At 65.8% G+C, this 24,256-nt stretch carries 29 protein-coding genes; 11 read left to right on the top strand and 18 right to left on the bottom strand.

What is annotated here, in order from left to right:
• The 3 genes from NYR55_RS08585 to NYR55_RS08575 are packed head-to-tail and all read right to left on the bottom strand — an operon-like array spanning position 1 to position 1,687.
• The gene (locus tag NYR55_RS08585) at positions 1-669 is read right to left on the bottom strand and encodes a M48 family metallopeptidase (protein ID WP_260020819.1); all 669 of its coding nucleotides are present in this window, start codon (positions 667-669) and stop codon (positions 1-3) included.
• Positions 666-1,112, bottom strand: coding sequence for a YcgN family cysteine cluster protein (locus tag NYR55_RS08580; RefSeq protein ID WP_260020818.1), 447 nt, complete (start codon positions 1,110-1,112; stop codon positions 666-668). The genes NYR55_RS08585 and NYR55_RS08580 overlap by 4 nt, the downstream gene beginning before the upstream one ends.
• Positions 1,100-1,687, bottom strand: coding sequence for an SCO family protein (locus tag NYR55_RS08575; protein ID WP_260020817.1), 588 nt, complete (start codon positions 1,685-1,687; stop codon positions 1,100-1,102). Before NYR55_RS08575 ends, NYR55_RS08580 begins: the two co-directional genes overlap by 13 nt.
• 64 nt (positions 1,688-1,751) lie before the next feature.
• Here NYR55_RS08575 and NYR55_RS08570 point away from each other — a divergent pair, with 64 nt between their 5' ends.
• On the top strand, positions 1,752-2,351 hold the full coding sequence (locus tag NYR55_RS08570; protein WP_260020816.1) for an ankyrin repeat domain-containing protein: 600 nt from the start codon (positions 1,752-1,754) through the stop codon (positions 2,349-2,351).
• 20 nt (positions 2,352-2,371) lie between these two features.
• Here NYR55_RS08570 and NYR55_RS08565 read toward each other — a convergent pair whose 3' ends face one another.
• The 11 genes from NYR55_RS08565 to NYR55_RS08515 form a co-directional block, all read right to left on the bottom strand.
• Positions 2,372-2,875 carry an MmcB family DNA repair protein gene (locus NYR55_RS08565; RefSeq protein WP_260020815.1) on the bottom strand — a complete coding sequence of 168 codons (504 nt, stop codon included), beginning with the start codon at positions 2,873-2,875 and terminating at the stop codon, positions 2,372-2,374.
• A gap of 50 nt (positions 2,876-2,925) precedes the next feature.
• Entirely contained in the window at positions 2,926-3,591 is a 666-nt protein-coding gene (locus tag NYR55_RS08560) for a cell wall hydrolase (protein WP_260020814.1), read from the bottom strand.
• A 162-nt stretch (positions 3,592-3,753) separates the two neighbouring features.
• On the bottom strand, positions 3,754-4,089 hold the full coding sequence (locus NYR55_RS08555; RefSeq protein WP_260020813.1) for a DUF1491 family protein: 336 nt from the start codon (positions 4,087-4,089) through the stop codon (positions 3,754-3,756).
• Between the two features lies 1 nt (position 4,090).
• Positions 4,091-4,576 (bottom strand): PaaI family thioesterase, encoded by a 486-nt coding sequence (locus NYR55_RS08550; RefSeq protein WP_260020812.1) that lies wholly within the window; start codon positions 4,574-4,576, stop codon positions 4,091-4,093.
• Positions 4,557-5,024 carry a PTS sugar transporter subunit IIA gene (locus NYR55_RS08545; protein WP_260020811.1) on the bottom strand — a complete coding sequence of 156 codons (468 nt, stop codon included), beginning with the start codon at positions 5,022-5,024 and terminating at the stop codon, positions 4,557-4,559. The genes NYR55_RS08550 and NYR55_RS08545 overlap by 20 nt, the downstream gene beginning before the upstream one ends.
• Before the next feature lie 29 nt (positions 5,025-5,053).
• Entirely contained in the window at positions 5,054-5,647 is a 594-nt protein-coding gene (gene raiA / locus NYR55_RS08540; RefSeq protein ID WP_260020809.1) for a ribosome-associated translation inhibitor RaiA, read from the bottom strand.
• Between the two features lie 60 nt (positions 5,648-5,707).
• Positions 5,708-6,400: a DNA polymerase III subunit epsilon gene (gene dnaQ / locus NYR55_RS08535; RefSeq protein WP_260020808.1), complete on the bottom strand. Its 693-nt coding sequence runs from the start codon at positions 6,398-6,400 to the stop codon at positions 5,708-5,710.
• Between the two features lie 8 nt (positions 6,401-6,408).
• Entirely contained in the window at positions 6,409-7,026 is a 618-nt protein-coding gene (gene coaE, locus NYR55_RS08530; protein WP_260020807.1) for a dephospho-CoA kinase, read from the bottom strand.
• Complete coding sequence (locus NYR55_RS08525) at positions 7,023-7,832, bottom strand: shikimate dehydrogenase (RefSeq protein ID WP_260020806.1); 810 nt, start codon at positions 7,830-7,832, stop codon at positions 7,023-7,025. The genes coaE and NYR55_RS08525 overlap by 4 nt, the downstream gene beginning before the upstream one ends.
• A complete protein-coding gene (locus NYR55_RS08520; protein WP_260020805.1) occupies positions 7,829-8,425 on the bottom strand; it encodes a nucleoside triphosphate pyrophosphatase in 597 nt (198 codons plus the stop codon). Before NYR55_RS08520 ends, NYR55_RS08525 begins: the two co-directional genes overlap by 4 nt.
• Positions 8,422-9,234, bottom strand: a complete 813-nt coding sequence (locus tag NYR55_RS08515) for a pyruvate, water dikinase regulatory protein (RefSeq protein WP_260020804.1) — start codon at positions 9,232-9,234, stop codon at positions 8,422-8,424. The genes NYR55_RS08520 and NYR55_RS08515 overlap by 4 nt, the downstream gene beginning before the upstream one ends.
• Before the next feature lie 307 nt (positions 9,235-9,541).
• On the opposite strand from NYR55_RS08515, the gene hemE reads away from it, so the two are divergent.
• The 4 genes from hemE (at position 9,542) to NYR55_RS08495 (ending at position 13,287) form a co-directional block, all read left to right on the top strand.
• Positions 9,542-10,588 (top strand): uroporphyrinogen decarboxylase, encoded by a 1,047-nt coding sequence (hemE, locus tag NYR55_RS08510; protein WP_260021607.1) that lies wholly within the window; start codon positions 9,542-9,544, stop codon positions 10,586-10,588.
• The gene (locus tag NYR55_RS08505) at positions 10,585-11,040 is read left to right on the top strand and encodes a CopD family protein (protein ID WP_260020803.1); all 456 of its coding nucleotides are present in this window, start codon (positions 10,585-10,587) and stop codon (positions 11,038-11,040) included. The genes hemE and NYR55_RS08505 overlap by 4 nt, the downstream gene beginning before the upstream one ends.
• Before the next feature lie 149 nt (positions 11,041-11,189).
• Positions 11,190-12,446, top strand: coding sequence for a transcription termination factor Rho (rho, locus tag NYR55_RS08500; RefSeq protein ID WP_260020802.1), 1,257 nt, complete (start codon positions 11,190-11,192; stop codon positions 12,444-12,446).
• Between the two features lie 109 nt (positions 12,447-12,555).
• Positions 12,556-13,287, top strand: a complete 732-nt coding sequence (locus NYR55_RS08495; RefSeq protein ID WP_260020800.1) for a TerC family protein — start codon at positions 12,556-12,558, stop codon at positions 13,285-13,287.
• Between the two features lie 52 nt (positions 13,288-13,339).
• On the opposite strand, the gene NYR55_RS08490 is transcribed toward NYR55_RS08495, so the two are convergent.
• Positions 13,340-14,038 (bottom strand): dienelactone hydrolase family protein, encoded by a 699-nt coding sequence (locus tag NYR55_RS08490; RefSeq protein WP_260020798.1) that lies wholly within the window; start codon positions 14,036-14,038, stop codon positions 13,340-13,342.
• Between the two features lie 344 nt (positions 14,039-14,382).
• Here NYR55_RS08490 and NYR55_RS08485 point away from each other — a divergent pair, with 344 nt between their 5' ends.
• From NYR55_RS08485 to NYR55_RS08460, 6 genes are all read left to right on the top strand, one after another.
• Positions 14,383-14,622 carry a DUF6489 family protein gene (locus NYR55_RS08485; RefSeq protein ID WP_260020796.1) on the top strand — a complete coding sequence of 80 codons (240 nt, stop codon included), beginning with the start codon at positions 14,383-14,385 and terminating at the stop codon, positions 14,620-14,622.
• Between the two features lie 36 nt (positions 14,623-14,658).
• Positions 14,659-15,948, top strand: a complete 1,290-nt coding sequence (mnmE, locus tag NYR55_RS08480; protein ID WP_260020795.1) for a tRNA uridine-5-carboxymethylaminomethyl(34) synthesis GTPase MnmE — start codon at positions 14,659-14,661, stop codon at positions 15,946-15,948.
• A 64-nt stretch (positions 15,949-16,012) separates the two neighbouring features.
• Complete coding sequence (gene mnmG, locus NYR55_RS08475; RefSeq protein WP_260020794.1) at positions 16,013-17,863, top strand: tRNA uridine-5-carboxymethylaminomethyl(34) synthesis enzyme MnmG; 1,851 nt, start codon at positions 16,013-16,015, stop codon at positions 17,861-17,863.
• A gap of 4 nt (positions 17,864-17,867) precedes the next feature.
• A complete protein-coding gene (rsmG, locus tag NYR55_RS08470) occupies positions 17,868-18,485 on the top strand; it encodes a 16S rRNA (guanine(527)-N(7))-methyltransferase RsmG (protein ID WP_260020793.1) in 618 nt (205 codons plus the stop codon).
• Positions 18,482-19,261 (top strand): ParA family protein, encoded by a 780-nt coding sequence (locus tag NYR55_RS08465; RefSeq protein ID WP_260020792.1) that lies wholly within the window; start codon positions 18,482-18,484, stop codon positions 19,259-19,261. Before rsmG ends, NYR55_RS08465 begins: the two co-directional genes overlap by 4 nt.
• Entirely contained in the window at positions 19,258-20,190 is a 933-nt protein-coding gene (locus NYR55_RS08460) for a ParB/RepB/Spo0J family partition protein (RefSeq protein WP_260020791.1), read from the top strand. Before NYR55_RS08465 ends, NYR55_RS08460 begins: the two co-directional genes overlap by 4 nt.
• A 24-nt stretch (positions 20,191-20,214) precedes the next feature.
• On the opposite strand, the gene holA is transcribed toward NYR55_RS08460, so the two are convergent.
• The 3 genes from holA to leuS are packed head-to-tail and all read right to left on the bottom strand — an operon-like array spanning position 20,215 to position 24,244.
• Positions 20,215-21,237 carry a DNA polymerase III subunit delta gene (gene holA, locus NYR55_RS08455; protein WP_260020790.1) on the bottom strand — a complete coding sequence of 341 codons (1,023 nt, stop codon included), beginning with the start codon at positions 21,235-21,237 and terminating at the stop codon, positions 20,215-20,217.
• The gene (gene lptE / locus NYR55_RS08450; RefSeq protein ID WP_260020789.1) at positions 21,234-21,737 is read right to left on the bottom strand and encodes an LPS assembly lipoprotein LptE; all 504 of its coding nucleotides are present in this window, start codon (positions 21,735-21,737) and stop codon (positions 21,234-21,236) included. Before lptE ends, holA begins: the two co-directional genes overlap by 4 nt.
• A complete protein-coding gene (gene leuS, locus NYR55_RS08445) occupies positions 21,734-24,244 on the bottom strand; it encodes a leucine--tRNA ligase (protein WP_260020788.1) in 2,511 nt (836 codons plus the stop codon). Before leuS ends, lptE begins: the two co-directional genes overlap by 4 nt.
• Positions 24,245-24,256 lie beyond the last annotated feature (12 nt).

Below are 24,256 nucleotides of genomic sequence, written 5' to 3'. Positions count from 1 at the left end.
TCAGGCCGTAATCCGGTGCAGGTGCCGCCCGTTGCGGCGCAGCCAGGCCATGGCAGGGGCGGGATCGGTGCCGTACAGCGCCTCCCACGCCCGGTGAAAGGCCGGGCCGTGGTTCATGTGCAGGCGATGCGCCACCTCGTGCGCGGCAACCGCGCGGCGCACATCGGGCGGGGCAAGGATCAGCCGCCAGCTATAGCGGATCATGCCGCTGGACGCACAGCTGCCCCAGCGGCGGCGGGGATCGCCGATGCCGACCCCGGCGACATGGACGCCCGCGCGAGCGGCATAATTGGCAGTATCCTCGCTGAGCCGAAGCAGAGCCCGATCCTGTAGCCAGCGGAGCACGCGCGCGCCCGTTCGTTCGGGCGGGCCGCCACAGCCGAGCACGCCATCGGCCAGTTCCGGGGCATGACGGCGCGGGCCGGTCCAGCGGATGGTGACCTCTGCCCCCTCAAGCGACAGGCGCGTGCCGTCGGCGATGGCCAGCGTCCCCTGTACCCGCGCCTGTTGCGCGGCGATCCAGCCCTGTTGCCCCTGTGCCCAGGCGAGCGCCGGGGCCAGGGCCGCGCGGGGCGGCAGGGTGAGGGTGACGGTGCCGTCGAGCGGATCGACCGCCAGCTTCATGCGCCGGGCACGGGGATGGCGCCGCACCTGAATGGCGGCGGTCACAGTTCGCGATCGACCAGATGATGTTCGAGATCGCCGACATCCAGTTCGGATACCGTCCAGCCGCGCGTCGATTCGCCGGCGCGGTGCACCGCTTCCCGATCGCCGCAGACCAGATAATGCCATTCGGGCAGCGGTTCGCCCGCCGCGCGCAGGCGATAGGCGCAGGTGCGGGGCAGCCATTCGATGCGATCGACATTGGCCGCGCTGAGCCGGACACATTCGGGCACATAAGCGCGGCGATTGCGATAATCGGTGCACTGTCCCTGTTTGCGGTCGAGCAATTTGCACGCGACATTGGTGGCGTAGAGGACACCGCTATCCTCGTCCTCCAGCTTGTGCAGGCAGCATTTGCCGCAACCGTCGCACAGCGCCTCCCACTGCGCGCGGTCAAGCTGGTCGAGCGGCCGGTCTTCCCAGAAGCGGTCGCCGGTCATTTCACCCATTTGCCCAGCTCGTCCGCTACGGCCTGCCCCGATTGTTCGGCGGGCAGGAGCGCGATCGGCTTGCCATCCGGGCCCATCAGATAGGCGATGTTGGTGTGGCTCATCAGATAATCCTTCGCCTTGGGATCGCCTTCCTTGGAATAGATGGCGGCATAGCTTTTGGCGACGGCGGCGATCTGTTCCGGCGTCCCTGTCAGCCCGACGACGGTGTCGCCGAAATTGGCGGCGAATTTGCCGACCACTTCGGGCGTATCGCGGGCGGGGTCGATCGAGATGAAGATCGGCACGACGCGCGATGCGGCATCCGGATCAGACTTTGCCAACAGCTTCACCCCCTGACCGATATTGGCCATGTCGACCGGGCAGACATCGGGGCAATAGGTATAGCCGAAATAGACGATGCGGTATTTGCCCGCGAAATCAGTGTCGCGCACGGTGCGGCCGTCAGCGCCGGTCAGGGCGAAGGGGCCGCCGATCCTGGCCCCTTCCAGCGGGGGGGACTGGCTGGGCTGGCTGCACGCGGCAAGGCCGAGCGCGAGGGCGAACAGGGCGGTGCGAAACGGGGCTTGATTCATGGTGCGATCAGCCATGATCTGATAGGGACGCGAACTCAAGGTCATCGGTTGAGAGTCTGAATAGATGCGTTGGATCCATTTCGCCGCCCCGGTCATGGTGGCGATCGCGGCTGCCGCCCCCGTTGCCGCACAGCAAACGTCGAAAAGCCATCAGTTTCTGGAAGCCGTTCGGGATGGCGAGCTGGGCAAGGTCCGCGAAATCCTGGGCCAGCCGGGGCAGCGCATCATCGACACGCGCGACCGGTCGACGGGTGAGGCCGGGCTGCACATCGCGGTCAAGAAGCGCAACCTGCTGTTCGTCCGGCTGTTGCTCGCGAATGGCGGCAATCCGAACGTGCAGGACGGGCAGGGCAATACGGCCGCGATGCTGGCGGTGGAGCAGAACTTTCCCGAGGCGATCGACGTGCTGGTCCGGTACAAGGCCAATTTCAATCAGGGCAATGCCCGCGGCGAAACGCCGCTGATCCGGGCGGTGCAGCTGCGCAATGTCGACATGGTTCGCACGTTGCTGGCAGCGGGGGCCGATCCGGACAAGACCGACAACATGTCGGGCAGTTCTGCGCGCGATTATGCCAAGAGCGATTCGCGCAACCCGGTGCTGTTGCGGCTGATCGAAACGGCGCCCAAGCCCAAGGCGGCGGCGGTTTCCGGCCCCACCGGCTGATCGGGCAAGGGCAGGGGCGATCACCCCAGCGTTTCGACGGCCGGGGCGTCGGGGTCGATCAGCGCGGTGACCCGCCGGGCGGCCCGGCGGGCAAAGCCGAGCGTCAGTTTCCTGCGCGTGGCAGCGGCCAGGGGGACGCTGTGCGCCTCTCTGACAATCGCCGCGCCATAGCGGTCGGCCACGATGATGCCGGTGCGTTCCGGCAGGAACGCATCGCCCATCAGCGGCGACAGATCGAAACCGGCAGGCACGGCCCAGTAGAAGCGGTCGCAACAGCAGAGGTAATCCGGCCATTTTCCGTCGCCGAGCAGATCGGCCCGGCTGACCTTGATCTCGACAATCACGATGCCGCCCCGCGAATCGACCGCCATCAGATCGGCACGCCGCCCGCCGGGCAACGAAACCTCGCCCAGCGTCGCCAGATCGTGATTGAGGAACAGCCGCGTCACACCGCGAGCAACCCCGGCCGCCAACGGGGGGTCGGCGGCCGGAGTGTCTGTCAGGGGCGACGATACGCTACGCATCGCCCATGACTAGAACAAAATTGGAACACTGACCAGAGGTCAGCAACGCCTTAGCGATAAAAGACGTGATTGCCGACCGCGCCGAGCCGCGCCAGACGCCAGCCCGGCGAGACGGTGCGGGCATGGAAATAGAGCGCGCCGGGCATCGGGTTCGCCCAATGATCGTCGGTCGCCACCTGTGCCACGGCGACGGCGGTGCGCCAGCTGCGGCTGTCAGTGTTGACGCTGGGCATCCGGCCGCCGCGCACGAACGAAAACTGGCCCGGCTGGGTCAGCACGCTGCACACATTGCGGGGGAACCGGCCCGATTCGGTGCGGTTCAGGATGACCTTGGCAACGGCAAGCTGGCCGGACAGCGGCTCGCCCTTTGCCTCGAAATAGATGCCGGTGGCGAGGCAGCGCAGCTCTTCGTCCAGATCGCGGGGCGTTTCCTGCGCCTCGACGGCTGCGGCCAGCGTGTCGAAGGACAGATCGTCGGCGCCGTCGGTGGCATCATCGGCATCCGGAGCGGGCGTTTCGGCCGGCAGCGGCTGCACGATTTCGGCAGAAGGGCCCATCATGGGCACGGCTTCGCGGGAAAGACTGCCCGTCACGGGCAGGGGTTTGTCCACGACGGCTTCAGGGGTGACGGCCCGGCCGGGGACTGAGGCACCACCCAGAATTGCGGTGCCGAGGAGGAGCGCGGACGAGATCGCCGCGCGGGCAGAAAAGGACATTCGAAACTGTCAATGTGCGGTGAGAGCGCGTGCTTCGCATTGTTCCGTTCACCGGAACCACGAAACCGGGCAACCCCCCGACTGCGTCACTGGCGGGATCGCACCCCGGCCAGCACAACGCGAATTCATTGCGCGGGCCTATCCATTTCGCACTGCGGAATGTCAACCCGACAGGATCGTTTCAGCGGCGAACCGTTCCGCCTGCGCGACATCCACCTCGACCACCCAGAGGTCAGGATCGTTTCGCCGCCGTCGCTGCCAATATTCGGCAAGCGCAGAATCGTCGGCATCGGCCGGGCCGCTGGCGATGGCAGCGGGATGGCCCGTGGCATCGAGGCCGCGTTCGAAACATTGCCAGCCCGTGCCGCGATCGCCCGCGATGATCAGCAGCGCGCCGGCCGTTTCATCCCCGCGCGCCAGCACCATCGCCGATCCGCCAGCGGCATGGACCCGGCGGACCAGCGCCTGGACGCGGAACTGGGCGGTCAGCCGGGCCATGTCAGTCGGCAAGGCGATAGCCGGGAAGGGTGGCCAGCGCGATCTGCGACCGCATGAACGTGCCGGTGCCCCGCGCCGCTTCCTCGCCATCAGCGTCAATCAGGCGGGCGTCGGCAACATAGACGCGCCGTTCGCCGCTGATCCAGCGGCCCTCGGCAATCACCGGCCCCTTTCGCAACGGCCGGGTGAAGAACAGGTTGAAGCTGGTGGTCAGCAGGAAGCGGTCGCTGACCCGGCTGTTCGCGGCATAGAAGGCGGCGTCGTCCAGCATCTTGAAATAGCTGGTGCCGTGCGCTGCGCCGGCTGCGTGGAAATAGCGTTCGTCCAGTTCGAAATGGATGCGCGCCACGCCCAGTTCCGGGATTTCCAGCCGCGACAGGAACAACCGGTTGATGGGTGCGGCGGCATAGAGCGATTCGAGCGCACGAAAATGCGCCGCCGCCCCATGTTGTCCCCCGGCGGCCGGATCAGGCGGCGTCGCGGGCATCAATCGCGTTCAGAAGGGCAAGCATCGCATCGCGCGACTGGGCGCCGCGCAGCTGTTCGCGCACCGTGCGGTCGCGAAAGGTGCGCGACACCAGCGCCAGCGCCTTCAGGTGCCGGGCACCCGATTGTTCGGGGGACAGAAGGGCACAGACCAGATCGACGCCCAGATCGTCCACCGCGCCGAAATCGATCGGCGCGGCAAGCTGAACGAACAGGCCGCGCACCCGGCCGACCTGGGGCAGGCGGGCGTGCGGCATGGCAAAGCCGCCCCCAAAGCCCGTCGAGCCCAGCTTTTCCCGGTCACCCAGAGCATCGGTCACCAGCCGGGCGTTCAGGCCGAACTGCTGTTCAGCCTGAGTGCCCAGAAACTGGAACAGCGCCTTTCGTGTCGGAATATGGACCCCGGCAAAGACGCAGCCGGGGTCGATCAGATCGGACAGGTTGTGCATGGCGTTAAACTGGTTCTTCCGTCGTTCGGTCAGGCCCGGTTCGGTTCGACCCAGCCGATGGTGCCGTCGTGGCGGCGATACACCATGTTGAACGCGCCCGTCCCCACATTCTTGAACAACAGGGCGTTGGTATTGCGCAGGTCGAGCATCATCACCGCGTCCGACACGCTGGCATCGGGCACATCGACCCGGGTTTCGGCGATGATGACCGGCGCATCGGCGGGTTCCGGCGCCTCTTCCACATCGTCGGCCGGCACGGTGAACACGGTGTAGCCGGCATTGTCATAGGCAAAGGTTTCGGCCGCTGCGATCGCATCGCTGGCATGGCGGTCGTTCAGGCGGCGCATGTATCGGCGCAGCTGCTTTTCGATCTTGTCGGCGGCACCATCGAACGACAGATGCGCCTCCATCGCCATGTTCGATGCCTTGAGGATCAGCCCCTGCATCACATGGGCGACGACATCACAGGTAAATCCGTTGTCATGCGGCCCGCGGCCGAAGGTGACCTGAGCCGATAGCGCGCGCGAGAAATATTTGTCGGCAATTCCCTGAAGCCGGGTCGCGACATGTTCCTTAAGGGCGGCGCCGGTATCGACCTGATGGCCCGAGACACGGATTTCCATGGCATTCTCCAATGATTTTGGACGCTGAACCAGGCGCGACAAGCGGCCCGGAGACAGCCTCTAGTGAACGGTTTCCTCCCCCCAGAGAGGCGAGGTGAGATCGGCGACGAAGCGCCGATGGCGCGCCAGCTCCTCCTCAGAAGGCGCGAAATGACGGGGCGGCCGGACAACCTGTTCGACCAAGGCATCAGAAACGGCGATCGCGTCGCTGCGTTCCTCGGAAAGGCCAAGGCCGATCTGTCGCCCGCCGGACAGTTCGACATAAACCTGGGCCAGAAGCTGCGCATCGAGCAGCGCGCCGTGAAAGGTCCGCCGGCTTTGATCGATGCCGTACCGGGCGCACAGCGCATCCAGGCTGTGCTTGGCCCCGGGATGGCGGACGCGGGCAATCGCCTGGGTATCCACCATCCGGTCGAGCGGGACGATGGGGCGGCCGCACAGCCCAAGTTCGCCGTTCAGAAAGCCGAAGTCGAACGAGGCGTTATGGGCGACCAGCGGCGCATCGCCGTCGATAAAGGCGAGGAGATCGTCGACAATGTCGGTGAACAGCGGCTTGTCGGCCAGAAAGGCATCGGACAGGCCGTGAACCGCCTGTGCCGCGGCGGGCATGGGGCGCTCCGGGTTCACATAGGCGTGAAAGACCCGGCCGGTTTCGACCCGGTTGATCATTTCGACGCACCCGATTTCCACCAGCCGGTCCCCGGCCGAAAAGCTGAGTCCCGTGGTTTCGGTGTCGAAGATGATTTCCCTCATCCCGCAGATTATTCACCCGTCCGGCCCGACAGGCAAGCGATCAGGGCACGCACGGCGTCGCTTGTTTCGGCCAACGTGCCGCCCGTCGGGATAAGATGATCGGCCCGCACCCTTTTTTCCGCATCCGGCATCTGACGCGACAGGATGGCATCGAATTTTTCGGGCGTCATGCCGGGCCGGGCAAGCACGCGCGCGCGCTGAACGGGGGCCGGGGCAGAGACGACGGCGACCAGATCCACCTGCGACTCGCCGCCGGTTTCGAACAGGAGCGGGATATCCAGCACGACCAGGGGCGCATGGGCATGGGCGGCCAGAAAGGCGCGGCGCTCCGCCGCTACGGCCGGATGGACGATCCCCTCCAGCCGCCGCATCGCATCGTCGTTGCCGAACACCGTTGCGCCGAGCAATGCCCGGTCGACGCCGCCCGGACCAGTGGTGCCGGGAAACGCCGCCTCGATCGCGGGCAGGATCGCGCCGCCCGGCCCCTGAAGCACATGAACGGCGGCATCGGCATCGAACACCGGCACGCCCTGGTCGCGGAACATCGCGGCCACGGTGGATTTGCCCATGCCGATCGAGCCGGTCAGGCCAAGGATCAGCGGGCCGGGGCGCCGCGATGACGTCATGCGGTCAACAGGGCGCGCAGTTCATCGTCCCGGTCGCGCGGCGGCACAGCGCCGAAAAACAGTTCGAACGCGATCGCCGCCTGGCCGATCAGCATTTCGAGGCCATCCACCGTTTCCAGGTCGCGCGCCCGCGCCGCCGCCAGCAGGCCGGTTTCAAGCGGCGCATACACCGCGTCATAGACGAGCGCATCGTCGGGCAGGGCGCCCAAATCGACGGACAGGGGCGGCTGACCGGTCATCCCCAGCGAACTGGCGTTGACCAGCAGCGCGACGGGCGGCACCGGCGCATCCAGCGGCAGCACCTGACCCCGCAGGCCGAAGACGGAAAGCAGGCCCATCGCCTTGAGCGGGGAACGGTTGAGCATCGTCACATCGCCCACGCCCGCCTGTTTGAGGGCATAGAGCACGGCCCGCGCCGCGCCGCCCGCGCCGATCACGGCAACGGGCGCGCCCTCAAGGTCGAAATCGGCGATGGGGGCATAGAATCCGGCGGCATCGGTGTTGGTGCCGATCACGCCGCCATCCGGCTGACGCAGCAGGGTGTTCATCGCGCCGATGGTGCCGCGAATGTCGCCGGGATCATCTACATGATCCATGATCGCCAGCTTGTGCGGGATGGTGACGTTGCACCCGCGCCAGTCGGGATCGGCCAGCGCGGCGGACAGATAATCGCCCAGCCGGTCCGGCGTCACATGGACGGCGCGATAATCGGCATCGAGGCCAAGGGCGTCGATCCAGAACCGGTGGATCATCGGCGATTTCGAATGCGCGATGGGATCGCCGATCACTTCGGCACGGACAGTCATGACGTCATTTCCCCGCGAGTGCGCAGATAATCCAGAATTTGCAGCATCGGCATGCCCAGGATGGTAAAATGGCTGCCCTGCACCCGGGCGAACAGTTGAACCCCCGGCCCCTCCATCCGGTAACAGCCGACACATCCCGCGATGGCGGGCCATTCGGCATCCAGATAGCCCTGAATGAACACCTCGCTGAGCGGACGCATGGTCAGGCGGGCGCGATCGACGAAGCGCCACACCGCGCGCCCCTGTTCAGCGATCACGGCGGCGGACCACAGATCATGGGTGCGGCCCGACAGCATCCGCAGATGCTCCGCCGCCTGTTCCCGGCTTTCCGGTTTGTCGAGCAACCGGCCATCGTCGAGCGCGACGACCGAATCCCCGCCCAGCACCAGGGCAGGCGGGATCATCAGGCTGACCTTCACCGCCTTCAGCTCGGCCAGCGCATCGGCGATGTCGCGGTGCGGCGCGCCGCGGGCGATCAGCGCCTGCTTGACGGGATCTTCGTCCACGCCGCTGGCCAGCGCCTCATGCGGCACGCCCGCCGCGGTCAGCATGGCGCGGCGGGACTGGCTGGTCGATGCAAGGACGAGCGTCACGACGGGTTCTGGCGATCCTGATAGAGGGTGACGATGGCGGCGGCCGTTTCCTCGATCGAACGGCGGGTGACGTCGATGACCGGCCAGCCATTGTCAGCGAACATCCGCCGGGCATAGGCGACCTCCCGGTTCACCGCATCCTGATCGACATAGGCGGTTTCCGGGGCCTGATTGAGCGACAGCAGGCGGTTGCGCCGCACCTGGATCAGCCGTTCCGCACTGGTCGTCAGGCCGACGATCAGCGGCCGGTGCAGGGTGAACAGGGCAGGGGGCGGCGGGCTTTCGATCACGATGGGAATGTTCGCCGTCTTGTACCCGCGATTGGCCAGATAGATGCTGGTCGGCGTTTTTGACGATCGGGACACGCCGGCCAGAAGGATGTCGGCATCCTCCCAATCGTCCCATCCGACGCCGTCGTCATGCGCGATGGTCCACTGGATCGCATCGACGCGCGCGAAATAGGCCGCGTCCAGCGCGTGCTGACGCCCCGGCCGCGCCTTCATTTCCTGACCCAGCAGGCTGGTCAGCGCGTCGTTGACCGCATCGAGCGGCGCGACCAGCGGCAGGCCGAGCGCCATGCAGCGGGTTTCCAGCATCCGGCGAATGTCGCGGTTCACCAGCGTGAACAGCACCAAGCCCGGTTTCTGGGCGATTTCCTGAAGAATGCGCTCAAGATGCGTTTCGGAGCGCACCATCGGCCAGAAATGGCGGATCGTCTCGACATCGTCGAACTGCGCAAGCGCGGCCTTTGCGATATTCTCCAGCGTCTCGCCGGTCGAGTCCGAGAGCAGGTGGAGATGCAGTTGCACGGGCGCTGTCGATGCTCCTGTGGATAAGCGGGCGAACAAGCGCTAGCGCAACCCCGCCCTTCCGCCAAGCCGCATCGAGGCGTGGATAAGCGGGCGATTGTCCACATCCCCGTCGACAGGGGGATGATGTTATCCACAGAATGTGGACGATGTGGACAGAGCGGGTGAATCGCCGCGTTCTCGCCGTCCGCCAACGTCAAGCTGTTGGCATTTCCGGCACGAGCGGCTAATTCCGCCCTGTCCACGGACCAACCATCACTTCAACCAGATTCTATTTCTTTTACTTTTATAGATGGGAGAGCCCGCTCTGTCCGATTCCCCGACCGACAAGTCCCTGCTGGCCGTTCTGCGCGGCGAGCGGCGTGATCCTCCCCCCGTCTGGTTCATGCGGCAGGCCGGCCGCTATCTGCCGGAATATCGGGCGTTGCGGGCGGAGAAGGGCGGCTTCCTGGCACTGGCCATGGATCCGGAGGCGGCGACGGAAATCACCATTCAGCCGATCCGCCGGTTCGGGTTCGACGGTGCGATCCTGTTTTCCGACATTCTGGTCGTGCCGATGGCCCTGGGCCAGAAGCTGTGGTTCGAAACCGGGGAAGGTCCCCGCCTGGCCCCCACCATTACCGATGGCGCGACGCTGGACACGCTGATCGAGGACGCATCGGCGCTGGACCCCGTTTATGCCACCGTGCGCGGCGTGCGGGCGGCATTGCCGGCCAGCACGACCTTTCTGGGCTTTGCGGGCAGCCCGTGGACCGTTGCGACCTATATGATCGCCGGACAGGGCAGCCGCGAACAGGCCGAGGCGCGGCGGCTGGCCCATGCCGATCCCGGATTGATGCAGGCGCTGGTCGACCGGATCGAGGCGATGACCATCGCTTATCTGGCCAAGCAGATCGAGGCGGGCGTCGATGCGGTGCAATTGTTCGACAGCTGGGCCGGATCGCTGAGCCCCGCACAGTTCGAACGATGGGTCATCGCGCCGACCGCGCGGATCGTCGCGGGGCTGAAGGCGCTGCATCCCGACGCGCCGATTATCGCCTTTCCCAAGGGGGCGGGTGGCAAGCTGGCCGCCTATGCCCGCGAAACCGGGGCCGATGCGGTCGGGCTGGACGAGACGGTCGATCCGCGCTGGGCCGCCGCTGCGTTGCCCGCCGGGATGCCGGTGCAGGGGAACCTGGATCCGCTGGCGCTGATTGCGGGCGGCGCGGTGCTGGACGATGCGATTGACGGGATTGTCGATGCGCTGGGCGACCGGCCGCATGTGTTCAACCTGGGCCATGGCATCCAGCAGGATACGCCGATCGCTCATGTCGAGCAGGCGCTGGCCAGACTGCGTGGAGGAAAGACGTCGTGACGGGATTTCTGGGCCTTGCCTATCCATGGGTGAAGGCAGCGCATCTGATCTTCGTCATTTTCTGGATGGCCGGGCTGTTCATCCTGCCGCGTTATCTGGTCCATCATCAGGAAGGGCTGGGCGATCCGGCGGAACCCGCGCGCTGGATCGAGCGCGAGGCAAAGCTGCGCAAGATGATCCTGACGCCCAGCCTGATCCTGGTGTGGGTGCTGGGGCTGGTCCTGGCGGCGCATCTGGGCCTGTTCGACGGGCAGCCGGGGCTGGGATGGCTGCATGCCAAGCTGCTGATCGTCGTCCTGCTGTCCGGATATCATGGCTGGGCGGTCGCCTATGCCAAGGGCCTGGCCAAGGGGCGGGCGTCGTTGAAACCCCGCCAGCTGCGGATGCTGAACGAGGTGCCGGCGCTGGCTGTCACGCTGATCGTCATTCTGGCCATCGTTCAGCCCTTCTGATCCGCTTGACGGGGCAGGGCGGGCCGCTTACCTGAAGGGATAGCGGGTGGCGGCCATTCACCGCCCCTGTCCCGCTTTCTTGCCCGCCCAGTGCGCGTTCGTCCTGAACTGCGCCGGCATTTCCCCCCAAGCTCCTACGGATTCATCCGATGCACCTTAAAGATTTGAAAAAGACACCGCCGGCCGAACTGGTCGGCATGGCCGAAGCGCTGGGCGTGGAAAGCGCCTCGACGCTGCGCAAGCAGGACCTGATGTTCGCCATCCTGAAGGCGCAGGCCGATAACGGCGAACAGATCATGGGCGAAGGCACCATCGAAGTGCTGCAGGACGGCTTTGGCTTTCTGCGCTCGCCCGAGGCCAATTACCTGGCCGGTCCCGACGACATCTATGTCAGCCCGAATCAGGTCCGCAAATTCGGCCTGCGCACCGGCGATACCGTGGAGGGCGAGGTTCGCGCGCCCAAGGACGGCGAACGCTATTTCGCGCTGACCAAGCTGAACAAGGTCAATTTCGACGATCCCGATGCGGTGCGCCACCGCGTCAATTTCGACAACCTGACCCCGCTTTATCCCGACCAGAAGCTGAAGCTGGACCCGTTCGACCCGACGCAGAAGGACAAGTCCGCCCGCGTCATCGATATCGTCAGCCCGCAGGGCAAGGGTCAGCGCACGCTGATCGTCGCGCCGCCGCGCGTCGGCAAGACGGTGATGCTGCAGAACATCGCCAAGGCGATCACCGACAATCACCCCGAGGTGTTCCTGCTGGTCCTGCTGATCGACGAGCGGCCCGAGGAAGTGACCGACATGCAGCGCAGCGTGAAGGGCGAGGTGGTCAGCTCCACCTTTGACGAGCCCGCCACGCGTCACGTGCAGGTCGCCGAAATGGTCATCGAAAAGGCCAAGCGCCTGGTCGAGCACAAGAAGGATGTCGTCATCCTGCTGGATTCGATCACCCGGCTTGGCCGCGCGTACAACACCGTCGTCCCGTCATCGGGCAAGGTGCTGACCGGCGGTGTCGATGCCAATGCGCTGCAGCGGCCCAAGCGGTTCTTTGGTGCCGCCCGCAACATCGAAGAGGGCGGTTCGCTGTCCATCATCGCCACCGCGCTGATCGATACCGGGTCCAAGATGGACGAAGTGATCTTTGAAGAGTTCAAGGGCACGGGCAATTCGGAAATCGTGCTGGACCGCAAGGTTGCCGACAAGCGCATTTTCCCGGCGATGGACGTCGGCAAGTCCGGCACCCGCAAGGAAGAGCTGCTGGTCGACAAGTCCAAGCTGTCCAAGATGTGGGTCCTGCGCCGCATCCTGATGCAGATGGGCACGACCGACGCCATGGACTTCCTGCTCGACAAGATGAAGGATTCCAAGTCGAACGACGATTTCTTCGATTCCATGAATCAGTGATGCGTTTTGCAGGCGGTGGCACCATCGCCTGCAACCCATAGAAGCCAGCAATGTTCAGACGATGGCGGTTCCGCTTGGCGGTGGCCGCCATCGTCATTAGGAGCGCGGAATGCTCGATCTGTTCTATCATGCTGCCGTTGCCGCCCAGGGGCTGGGGTCGCCCGCCGACATCTGGGCCAACATCGTCAAGGATTTTTCCAACCTGGGTGAGCCGGCGGCGCTGGCTGCATTCGGTTCGGTGCTGATGATCGACCTGGTGCTGGCCGGCGACAATGCGATCGTCGTCGGTGCGCTGGCCGCCGGATTGCCCGCGGATCAGCGCAAGAAGGTGATCCTGATCGGCATTGGCGCGGCGCTGGTGCTGCGCATCGCCTTTGCGCTGATCGTCAGCTGGCTGATGGGCATTGTCGGCCTGATCTTTGCCGGCGGCCTTTTGCTGTTGTGGGTCAGCTGGAAATTCTGGCGGGAAATCCGGGAGGGTGCGGGGCAGAGCGCCGGATCGCCGGAAGTTTCGGGAGACGAGGATTCCGGCCTGAAGCCCGCCAAGAGCTTTGTCGGCGCGGCATGGGCCGTGGCGGTTGCTGATGTGTCGATGAGCCTGGACAATGTGCTGGCCGTCGCCGGTGCGGCGCGCGAGCATCCGGGCATCCTGGTCGTCGGCCTGTTGCTGTCGGTGGCGCTGATGGGCCTGGCCGCCAATGCCATCGCCCAGTTGATCGACCGGTATCGCTGGATCGCCTATATCGGCCTGGCGGTGATCGTGTTCGTGGCGTTCCGCATGATCTATGAAGGATGGGTCGGCGGCGGTGAAACGCCGGGTATCCTGAGCCTGTTCGCCTGAGGCACCGGCATGGAATGGGGCGGCGGATGATCCCGCCGCCCTTCTCATTGGGTCAGCCGATATGGCTGGCGAAGAATTCGGCGGTCCGCTGATCCGCCATCTGCGCCGCGCTTTCCGAACGACGCTTGCCCATTTCGGTGGCAAAGCCGTGATCCTCGCCCGGATAGTCGTGCAGGATGACCTGCGAATGATCGCCAAGGCCCGCGTGCATTGCGGCCTGAACATCGGCGGGAACGAACCCGTCATTGCCGGCGATGTGCAGCATCAGCGGCCGTGAAATCGCCTGGCTTTCGTTCAGCAGATTGTCGATGCCGACCGCATAATAGCCGACGGTTGCATCCACGTCCGTCCGTGCCGCGGTCATATAGGCAAGCCGCCCGCCAAGACAGTAGCCGACGGCGCCGACCTTGCCGCCGCCAATCCGTTCGCGCGCCGCGTCGATCGTCGCCTTGATATCGTGAATGCCGCGATCCTGATCGAACTGACCCATCAGGTCGAGCGCGCGCTGAAATTCCGGTTCGACATCGGGATCCAGCTCGATCCCCGGTTCCAGCCGCCAGAACAGATCCGGCGCGATGGCCAGATACCCGGCCTCTGCCAGCCGATCGCATTTGCGGCGGATACCGGCATTGACGCCGAAAATCTCCTGAATCACCACGATCGCGCCGCGCGGCGTGCCCGCCGGTTCGGCAAGATAGGCATTGAAGCTGCCCGTGCCGTCCAGCGGCTGAATGGCGATCGTTCCTGTCATGAGCATACTCCGATTGGGATGCCGCTCGCCTGGGGGGCGGCGGTCGGGGGGAAGACGCCAACGACTATGGGAAGCGGCATGGAGCCAGACAATGGCGGGCGCGTCGATGGCGCCGGATTTTGCGGCGGGGCCATGCGCGGGGGCTGTGGATAAGCTGTGGACACCATAAGGACAGGTGTCGGACAGTCCTGTGTAAAGGCGGATCAAGTTATTGAGGCATAATGGTTTTGTCTTGAATAGAAACGGGATCGGGTATTGGCATTGCGGAGAGGCTCGTTTCCCGCGCATAGTCGGCGTTCATCGCCGGGTTCGTCCGGCGCAGATGCTGTTCCGAAAGGCCGCCGATGAAGATCAATGTCGAGGTCGATTGCACGCCCGAGGAAGCCCGGCGCGCCATGGGCCTTCCCGATTTCACCCCCGTCCATGATCGATACATCGCGATGATGGTCGACACGCTGGAAAAGGGGGCGAGCCCCGAACTGATGGAACAGATGATGCGCAGCTGGAGCCCGATGGGCGAGGCGGGCCTGAATTTCTGGCGCGGGATGTTCGAGGCGGGCATGGGTGGAAAGCGCGACGGCTGAATTCGCATCATCGTGCCGATCGGCTAAGGCCAGCGCATGACGGACACCATTTTCGCCCTGTCGAGCGGGATGCCGCCCGCGGCCATCGGGGTTATCCGGATCAGCGGTCCCGATGCGATGGCGTCGGTGGCTGCGCTGACCACGCGCCTGCCCGAGGCGCGCCGGGCGGCGCTGCGCCGGTTGACCGATCCGGCGGATGGATCGCCGCTGGACGATGCGCTGATCCTGCTCTTTCCCGGACCAGCGACAGCAACGGGCGAGGATCTGGCCGAGTTGCACGTTCATGGCGGGCGCGCGGTGGTGGCCCGGATCGAGGCGGTGCTGGCGGCCATGCCCGGATTGCGGCGAGCGGAGCCGGGCGAGTTTACCCGGCGGGCGCTGGCCAATGGCCGCATTGACCTGACCGAAGCGGAAGGGCTGGGCGATCTGCTCTCTGCCGAGACGGAGAGCCAGCGGCGGGCCGCGCTGGCCAGTGCCGAGGGCGCGGTGCGTCGGCGGGTGGAGGGGTGGCAGGCACGGCTGCTGACCCTGTCCGCTGGGATCGAGGCCGTACTGGATCACGGGGACGAGGGCGATGTGGATGCCGACCCGGCGGCGCTGGATGCGATCCGGACCGGTGCGGCATCGCTGGCGGACGAGATGGCAGCGGTGCTGGCCAACCCGCCGGTCGAACGATTGCGCGACGGCATCCGGGTCGTGCTGGCCGGGCCGCCCAATGCCGGCAAATCGACGCTGATCAATGCCCTGACCCAGCGGGACGCTGCCATTGTTTCCCCGATTGCCGGCACGACGCGAGACCGGATCGAGGTGCCGGTGCAGCAGGGCGGGCTGGCCTGGCTGTTCACCGATACCGCCGGACTGGCAGAGGCGACCGAGGATGCGATCGAAGCCATCGGCATCGAACGGTCGTTGAGCGCGATGGCGGCGGCGGACATCCTGTTGTGGTTGGGGGATGCGCCGTCGCCGGTTGCGGACGCGGTGCTGATCCACGCCCGGTGCGATGTGCCGGAACGGGCAGAGGTGCCGGAAGGGCGCATCCCCCTGTCCGCCGCGCGGGGCGAGGGGTTGGATACGCTATGGTCCGAGCTGGACCGACGGGCCAGGGCACTGGTGCCGAGGCTGGACGAGACGGTGCTGAACCGGCGGCAGGCGGCGTTGATCGCGGGTGCGGCCGATCATGTGCGCTCGGCAAGTAGCGCGTTCGACCCGCTGATCCTGGCGGAGGAGCTTCGCGCGGCGCGGCTCGCCTTTGACCGGGTAACGGGGCGGGCGGATACGGAGGCGATGCTGGACATGTTGTTCAGCCGGTTCTGCATCGGCAAGTGATGTTTCACGTGAAACACTCAACCCGATTTTGACCCGACCGCCAAGCTGCGATAACGGCGGTGGCATGAGCACATTCGACGTGATCGTGATCGGTGGCGGCCATGCCGGAACCGAGGCGGCGGCCATGGCCGCCCGTCGCGGTGCGCGCACGGCGCTGGTCAGTTTCGACCTGTCGAAACTGGGTGCGATGTCGTGCAACCCCGCGATCGGCGGCTTGGGCAAGGGGCATCTGGTCCGGGAAGTCGATGCGCTGGACGGCCTGATCGCCCGGGCGGCGGACCTGGCGGCGATCCATTACCGTTTGCTCAACCGCAGCAAGGGTGCCGCGGTTCAGGGGCCGCGCGTACAGGCCGACCGAGTGCGCTATGCCGCCGCCATCCAGTCCATGCTGAGGGCTCAGCGCGGGCTGACCCTGATCGAGGGGGAGGCCGAGGCGCTGATCCGGCATCCGGATGGCGCGGCGGCCGGTATCCGACTTGCCGACGGGCGCGAACTGCTGGCCCCGGCGATCGTGCTGGCCACGGGCACCTTTCTGGGCGGGCGAATCTTTCGCGGCGAGGAGCGGGGCACCGGCGGGCGCGTCGATGAACGGTCGGCCATCGAGCTGGGCCGACAGCTGCGCGAACAGGGCCTGCCGCTCGCCCGGTTAAAGACCGGAACGCCGCCGCGCCTGGACGGGCGGACGATCGACTGGGCGGTGCTGGACGAACAGCCGTCGGATGATGACCATTGGACGATGTCGCCGATGACCCGGGGCGGGCGGCCGCTGCCCCAGCTGTTCTGTGCGATGACGCGGACCACGGCGCACAGCCATGAGATCATCCGCGCGTCGCTGGATCGATCGCCCTTGTTCACGGGCGCCATCGGGGCGGCGGGTCCGCGGTACTGCCCGTCGATCGAGGACAAGATTCACCGCTTTGGCGATCGCGACGGGCATCAGGTGTTTCTGGAGCCGGAGGGGCTGGACAGCCATCTGGTCTATCCCAACGGCATTTCGACATCGCTGCCCACCGATGTTCAGCTGGCGATGGTGCGATCCATGCCCGGCCTGTCGCGGGCCGAGATCGTGACGCCGGGATATGCGGTGGAATATGACTATGTCGATCCGCGCGCGCTGGATCACCGGTTGGCGTTGCAGGCGATCCCGGGGCTGTTCTGTGCCGGGCAGATCAATGGCACGACGGGGTATGAGGAAGCGGCGGGGCAGGGGCTGATCGCGGGGGCAAATGCGGCGGCCCATGCGCTGAACATCGAACCGCTGCTGCTGGACCGGGCGACCAGTTACCTGGCTGTGATGATCGACGATCTGGTGATTCAGGGGGTGACCGAACCCTATCGGATGCTGACCGCGCGGGCCGAATACCGGTTGCGCCTGCGGGCGGATAATGCGGAGGCGCGGCTTGGCGCGATCGGTCGGGCGCTGGGGTGCCTGTCGCCGGAGCGTATCCGTCACCTGGATGCGCGCGAAGCGGCGCTGACAGATATCAGGGCGGCGTTCGATACGCGGATGACGGCGGCTCAGCTGGCCGCGCTGGGGCTGGCGGTGGCACAGGATGGTGCGCGAAAGCCGGTCAGCGAATGGCTGCGGCTGAATGACGTCACCATCGATCAATTGCTGCCGGGGTGCCGCGAGCAGCATGATCCGGCGCTATTGTCCGAAGCAGTCGAGGATGCGCGCTACGCCCCCTATCTGGAGCGGCAGGAGGCGGAGATTGCCGCGCTGAGGGCAAGCGAGAACGAGCCGCTGGCCGCGACGTTCGATTTTGCTGCAGTGCCCGGCCTGTCGCTGGAAATGATTGAGCGATTGGGCAAGGCGCGGCCGCAGACCATGGGCGAGGCATCGCGCATCCGCGGCATCACCCCCGCCGCGCTGGCGGCGATCCATCTGCACGCACGACGCAGAGCGGCGGCGTAGCGCGATGGACGAAGCACAGGCCCGGCAATGGCTGAGTGACCGATTCGGTGTTTCACGTGAAACAATGCTGAGCCGGTTCGTCGAGATGTTGCGCGACGAGGCGGGTCGTCAGAACCTGATCGCGCGGTCCACGCTGGATCAGCTGTGGCACCGCCATATTGTCGATTCGGCGCAGTTGCTGGACCATGCCAGCGGTGTCGATGGCCTGTGGATCGACATTGGCACCGGGGCAGGGCTGCCCGGAATGGTCATCGCCATCCTGCGCGACGGGCCGATCCGGATGGTCGAGCCGCGCCGCCGCCGGGTCGAGTTTCTGAACCAGGTGGTCGATTCGCTTGGCCTGAACAATGCCGAGGTGGTGCTGGGCCGGATCGAGACGGCGCCGCGGACTAGCCCCGCCGCGATCATTTCTGCGCGTGCCGTCGCCGGGTTGCCGGAACTGTTCGCCGGGGCGCAGGGCCATGCCGATCAATCCACCCTATGGGTGCTGCCAAAGGGACAAAGCGCGCAATCCGAGGTGGCGGCCGCGCGCGGCACATGGCAAGGTGTGTTCCACGTGGAACCAAGCATCACTGATCCTCAATCCGGCATCGTGATCGCCAACAAGGTCAGGCCCCGATGATCTGCATCACCATCGCCAATCAAAAGGGCGGCGTTGGCAAGACAACGACAGCGATCAATGTCGGTACCGCATTGGCGGCAACCGGATCGCGGGTGCTGCTGATCGATCTGGACCCACAGGGCAATGCCTCCACCGGCCTTGGCGTGCCCAAGGCGGAGCGCGAATATTCGACCTATGACCTGTTGATCGGAGAGGCGACGCTGGATCAGGCGGCGGTGGCGACCAAGGTGCCGCGGCTGGATATTGTCCCGGCAACGGTCGACCTGTCCGGTGCGGAAATCGAGCTGATCGATTTCGAGGCGCGCACGCATCGGCTGGATCAGGCGATTGCCCGCAGTGCCGATCGCTGGGACGTGGCATTGATCGATTGCCCGCCCTCGCTTGGCCTGTTGACGATCAACGCGATGGTCGCTGCCCATGCGTTGCTGGTGCCGTTGCAGTGCGAATTCTTTGCGCTTGAGGGGTTGAGCCAGCTGCTCAGCACGGTCGAGCGCATCCGGGCCCGGTTCAATCCGGGGCTGTCGATCCTGGGCGTCGTGCTGACCATGTACGACCGGCGCAACCGCCTGACCGAACAGGTGTCGGACGATGTGCGGCAGGTGCTGGGCAAGGTGGTGTTCGACACGGTGATCCCGCGTAACGTCCGCCTGTCCGAAGCGCCGAGCCATGGGCTGCCCGCGCTGATCTATGATTATCGCTGTGCCGGGTCAGAGGCGTATATCGCGCTGGCTCGCGAACTGATTGCCCGTCTTCCCAAACCCGCAAAGGCCGCATGACCGATCCCGACACCACGCCCGCACCGCCCCGCAAACCCCGTACCGGCCTGGGCCGTGGACTGGGTGCCCTGCTGGGTGAGGCGCCGACCCCGGAAAAGCCGGAAGTCCCCGGCAGTCCGCGGGCCGGAGGCGGTGTGCGGATGCTGCCGGTCAGCGCGCTGTCGCCGCATCCCGAACAGCCGCGCCGTCATTTCGACGAATCGGCGCTGGACGAACTGGCCCAGTCGATCGCCGCGCGCGGGATCGTTCAGCCGATCGTGGTCCGCCCGCATGGCAAGGATTATCAGATCGTCGCCGGGGAACGCCGCTGGCGTGCGGCCCAGCGGGCCAGGCTGCACGAGGTGCCGGTCATCGTCCGCGATCTGGACGATGCGGCCACGCTGGAAATCGCGCTGGTCGAGAATATTCAGCGCCAGGATCTGAACGCGATCGAAGAGGCGGATGCCTATGCCAAGCTGATCGAACAGTTCGGCCATACCCAGGATGCGCTGGCCAAGATCGTCCACAAATCGCGCAGCCATGTCGCCAATCTGCTCCGCCTGCTCGACCTGCCGGCAGAGGTGCAGCGCCATGTGATCGAGGGACGGTTGAGCATGGGCCATGCCCGTGCGCTGCTGGCGGCGGAGGATGCCGAAACGCTGGCATCTGACGTGATCGCGCGCGGCCTGTCGGTTCGCGACACCGAAAAGCTGGTCAAGGGCGGCAAGACCGGCGGCGACGGCAAAGGTGGCAGCGCGAGCGGCGGAGTGCGCGGCGAGCCGGGGGGCATGAACGCCGATCTTGCCGCGCTGGAGCAGCATCTGGGCGATGCGCTGGGCCTGAAGGTGCGGATCGTGCACGGGCAGGGTGGCGGCACGCTGACCATCGATTATGCGACGCTGGATCAGCTGGACATGGTTTGCCAGCGACTGACGGGCGATAAATTCTAATCTTTACAAGGGATTAAGCGCAGGTCAGCGCAGCTGGGTGCCGTCCGCGGCGATTCGGATCATCGCCTCTGCGCCAAGCAGATCTCCGACATTGCCGCTGCTTTTCATTGCGCGTTCCGCCGATTGAAGCCGGACGATGGCTTCGGCGATGCGGGGTGAGGTCCAGCGGCGCAGCTGGCGCGTCACCTTTTCCTGTTCCTTGAAATGGATGCGCGCTGCCTCGACCGCGTCCTTGACGCCGGCACCGCGATCCACCTGTTGCCGCATCTGGGCCAAGTCGGTCAGCCGGCGCACGGCAGCGCGCGTGACGGCGATACCGCTGATCCCCTCTGCCTCGAACCGGGTCAGATCCGCGCCAAGGACGGGCAGATTGCCGTCCAGCATCGCATCGACCAGATGCCCGACCTCATGCTCTTCAAGGTCCGCGCCGATCGCGGCAAGCGCGTCCAGCCGGGCATCGACCGGATGATCGGGGCTCGCGTCCAGATACAAGGCGAGCTTTTCAATCTCCCGCGCCATGACGGACCGGTCGCCGCCACTGGCGACCGCAAGGCGCTGTGCCGCGCGCGGATCGAGGCGAAGGCCCTCTGCCTTTGCCAGATCGGCGGCAATCCGCGTCGCCGCCGCCGCATCCGGGATGTAGCAGCCATAGGCGACCGCCTTGCCATGCGTCTGACACAGCTTGACCAGCTTGCCCGACGTTTTGACGCCAGGTGCGATCATCACTGCGGGATTCCCGGCCTTTTCGATGCTGAGCAGCTGTTCGGCAGCGGCCAGCGATTCCTCGCCCGCGCCAGTCACGCGGATCCAGCGACGGTCCCCGAACAGGGAGAGGGAGGCCGCTTCCTCTGCCAGTCGGCCGGGATTGGAGCGCAGGGTCGGCCCGTCCAGATCGACCCGTTCGGCCTGTTCACCCATTGCGCGGCGCAGCCGGTCGACCAGCGCGGCGGCCCCCGCCTCGTCCGGGCCGTGCAGCAGGAACAGCCGGACCTGATCGTCCGGCCGGTCGAGCCGGGCTGCAATCTCGGCAGGCTTGGTGAGTTTCACTCGCCCTTTGCCTGGCGCTGGGCGAACAGGGCCAGCCGCGCCACCATCTGATCCGCGACGATGCCGGACAGCCGCTCAAGCGCCGTCCGCTCCGCCGCAATGGTGGCATATTCCGATCCGACCACGTCGATGCCCGCATCCGAACCCGCTGTGGCGTCCAGCACCACCTGACCCGTCGACAGGTCGACCAGCTGATAGCGGGCGCGCAGCGTGCGGCGTTCGCGCGCCACACTGTCGTCGCCGCGCACGCCCAGACCGATGATCTGATCGTCCAGCGTCACGTCGAGTCGATAGGCGGGGGCGCCGCCCGCCTCTGTCGCGGCCATCCGGTCGCGCAGGGCATTGGCGACCAGCCAGCCGGATTGCCCCTCAATCGGGGCAACCTGGATTCCCGACAGCAGCGTGCGGGTCGGGCTGTTCATCCCGCCACCATAAAGCGGGCGAAGGCCGCACCCGCCCGTCAGGGCAAGCATCAGCAGCGGGGCGATTACGCGGATCATGCGACGATGTTGACCAGGCGATCAGGCACCACAATCACTTTTTTCGGGGTTGCCCCTTCAAGGATGCGCTGAACCTTTTCCGACGCGAGCGCCGCGGCCTCTGCAACATCCTTTGCGGTACCCTTTGGCAGGGTCAGCGTATCGCGCAGCTTGCCGTTCACTTGCACCGCGACGGTAACCTCGTCGTCGACCAGCAGGGCGGGATCGACCGTCGGCCAATCGGCATCTGCGATCAAGCCCGAATGGCCCCAGCCGGCCCAGGCTTCCTCTGCGATATGCGGGGCCATGGGCGCGACGATGCGGGCAAGGGCGCGGATGGCGGCGGTGCGCGACGCCGATGGCGCTGCCTTTTCGATGGCGCTGACCAGTTCATAGAGTTTGGCAACGGCCTTGTTGAAGGCGAGCGCTTCCACATCCTCTGCCACGCCGGCGATGGTGCGGTGCAGCTTGCGGTCGAGCGGCTTGTCCTCGCCGCCCATTTCCTCTTTTGGGGCATCCTCAAGCCCATCGAACAGGCGCCACAGCCGCTGAATGAAGCGCCAGGCACCCTCGATGCCGTTTTCCGACCATTCCAGATCGCGTTCCGGCGGCGAATCCGACAGCATGAACCAGCGGACGGCGTCCGCCCCGTACTGATCGACGATTTCGGTCGGATCGACGGTGTTCTTCTTTGATTTCGACATTTTTTCGACGCGGCCGACCGTCACCGGCTGACCAGAGGCGATTTCGACGCCGTCGCGAATATCGTCGGGCGACAGCCAGCGGCCATCCGCCGACTTGTACGTCTCGTGCGTCACCATGCCTTGCGTGAACAGGCCGGCGAACGGCTCCGCCACGTTCAGCTTGCCGATATGGTTGAGCGCGCGCGTCCAGAACCGGGCGTAGAGCAGGTGCAGGATCGCGTGTTCCACCCCGCCGATATATTGCGCGACGGGCAGCCAGCTTTCCGCCACGTCCTTGTCGAACGGCTGGTCCGATGGCTGGCTGGCGAAGCGGATGAAATACCAGCTGGAATCGACGAACGTGTCGAGCGTGTCGGTTTCCCGCCGCGCGGGCTTGCCGCAGGACGGGCAGTCGACGTGACGCCAGGTCGGGTGCCGATCCAGCGGATTGCCGGGAATGTCGAAACTGACGTCATCGGGCAGCGTGACGGGCAACTGCTCCTTTGGCACCGGTACCGCGCCGCAGGTCTCGCAATGGATGATCGGGATCGGCGTGCCCCAGTAACGCTGGCGCGAGACGCCCCAGTCGCGCAGCCGCCATACCGTGGTGCCCTTGCCCCATCCTTCCGCCTCGGCCCGGTCGATCACCGTGCGCTTGGCCGCATCGACCGACAGGCCGTCGAGGAAGCGCGAGTTCACCAGAGCGCCGGTGCCGGTATAGGCGGTGTTGCCATCGAACACTGGGTCGGTCGCATCGCCATCGCTGACCACGCGGCGGACGGGCAGGGCGTATTTGCGGGCGAAATCCAGGTCGCGCTGATCATGCGCGGGCACGCCGAACACCGCGCCGGTGCCATAATCCATCAGCACGAAATTGGCGATGTAAACCGGCAATTGCCATTCGGAATCAAAGGGATGCGTGGCACGCAGGCCCGTGTCGAGGCCCAGCTTCTCCTGCGTCTCGATCTCGGCCGCTGTCGTGCCGCCCAGCTTGCACTGGTCGATGAATGCCTGAACCGCCGGATCCTTCGCGGCCAACCGCTGGGCGATCGGGTGATCGGCAGCGATCGCGACAAAGCTGGATCCGAAGATCGTGTCCGGCCGGGTGGTGAACACCTCGACCGAGCCGCCGTCCGACAGCGCGAAGCGGAATTGCAGGCCGACCGATTTGCCGATCCAGTTTTCCTGCATCAACTTTACCTTGTCGGGCCAGTGTTCAAGCCCGTCCAGCCCGGCCAGCAAGTCCTCGGCAAAGTCGGTGATCTTGAGGAACCACTGGGAGAGCTTGCGCTTTTCAACCAGCGCGCCGGAACGCCAGCCGCGCCCGTCGATCACCTGTTCATTGGCCAGCACGGTCATGTCGACCGGATCCCAGTTGACCGCGCTTTCCTTGCGATAGACGAGGCCGGCGGCATAGAGATCGAGGAACAGCGCCTGTTCCTGCCCGTAATAGGCGGGATCGCACGTCGCCAGTTCGCGCGACCAGTCCAATGCAAAGCCCAGCCGCTTCAGCTGTGCGCGCATCGTGGCGATGTTGTCGTATGTCCAGGCGCCGGGATGCACCTTGCGCTCCATCGCGGCATTTTCGGCCGGCATCCCGAACGCGTCCCAGCCCATGGGGTGGAGCACCTCCATCCCCTGCATCCGGCGGAACCGGGCGAGCACGTCGCCCATCGTGTAGTTCCGCACATGGCCCATATGGATTTTCCCCGACGGATAGGGAAACATCTCAAGCACATAGCTTTTGGGCTTGGGGGATGTGTCGCGCGCGGCAAAGGTCTGGCGCTCGTCCCAGACCGATTGCCAGTGCGCGTCAGCTTTCAGCGCGTTGAAGCGTGACGCCATGAGGGGGTGTGC

The sequence above is a fragment of the Sphingomonas sp. BGYR3 genome, from assembly GCF_025153455.1.
GTDB lineage: Bacteria > Pseudomonadota > Alphaproteobacteria > Sphingomonadales > Sphingomonadaceae > Sphingomonas.
Note: the sequence above shows the minus strand (reverse complement) of the source record. Positions and strands in the feature narration are given on the sequence as shown.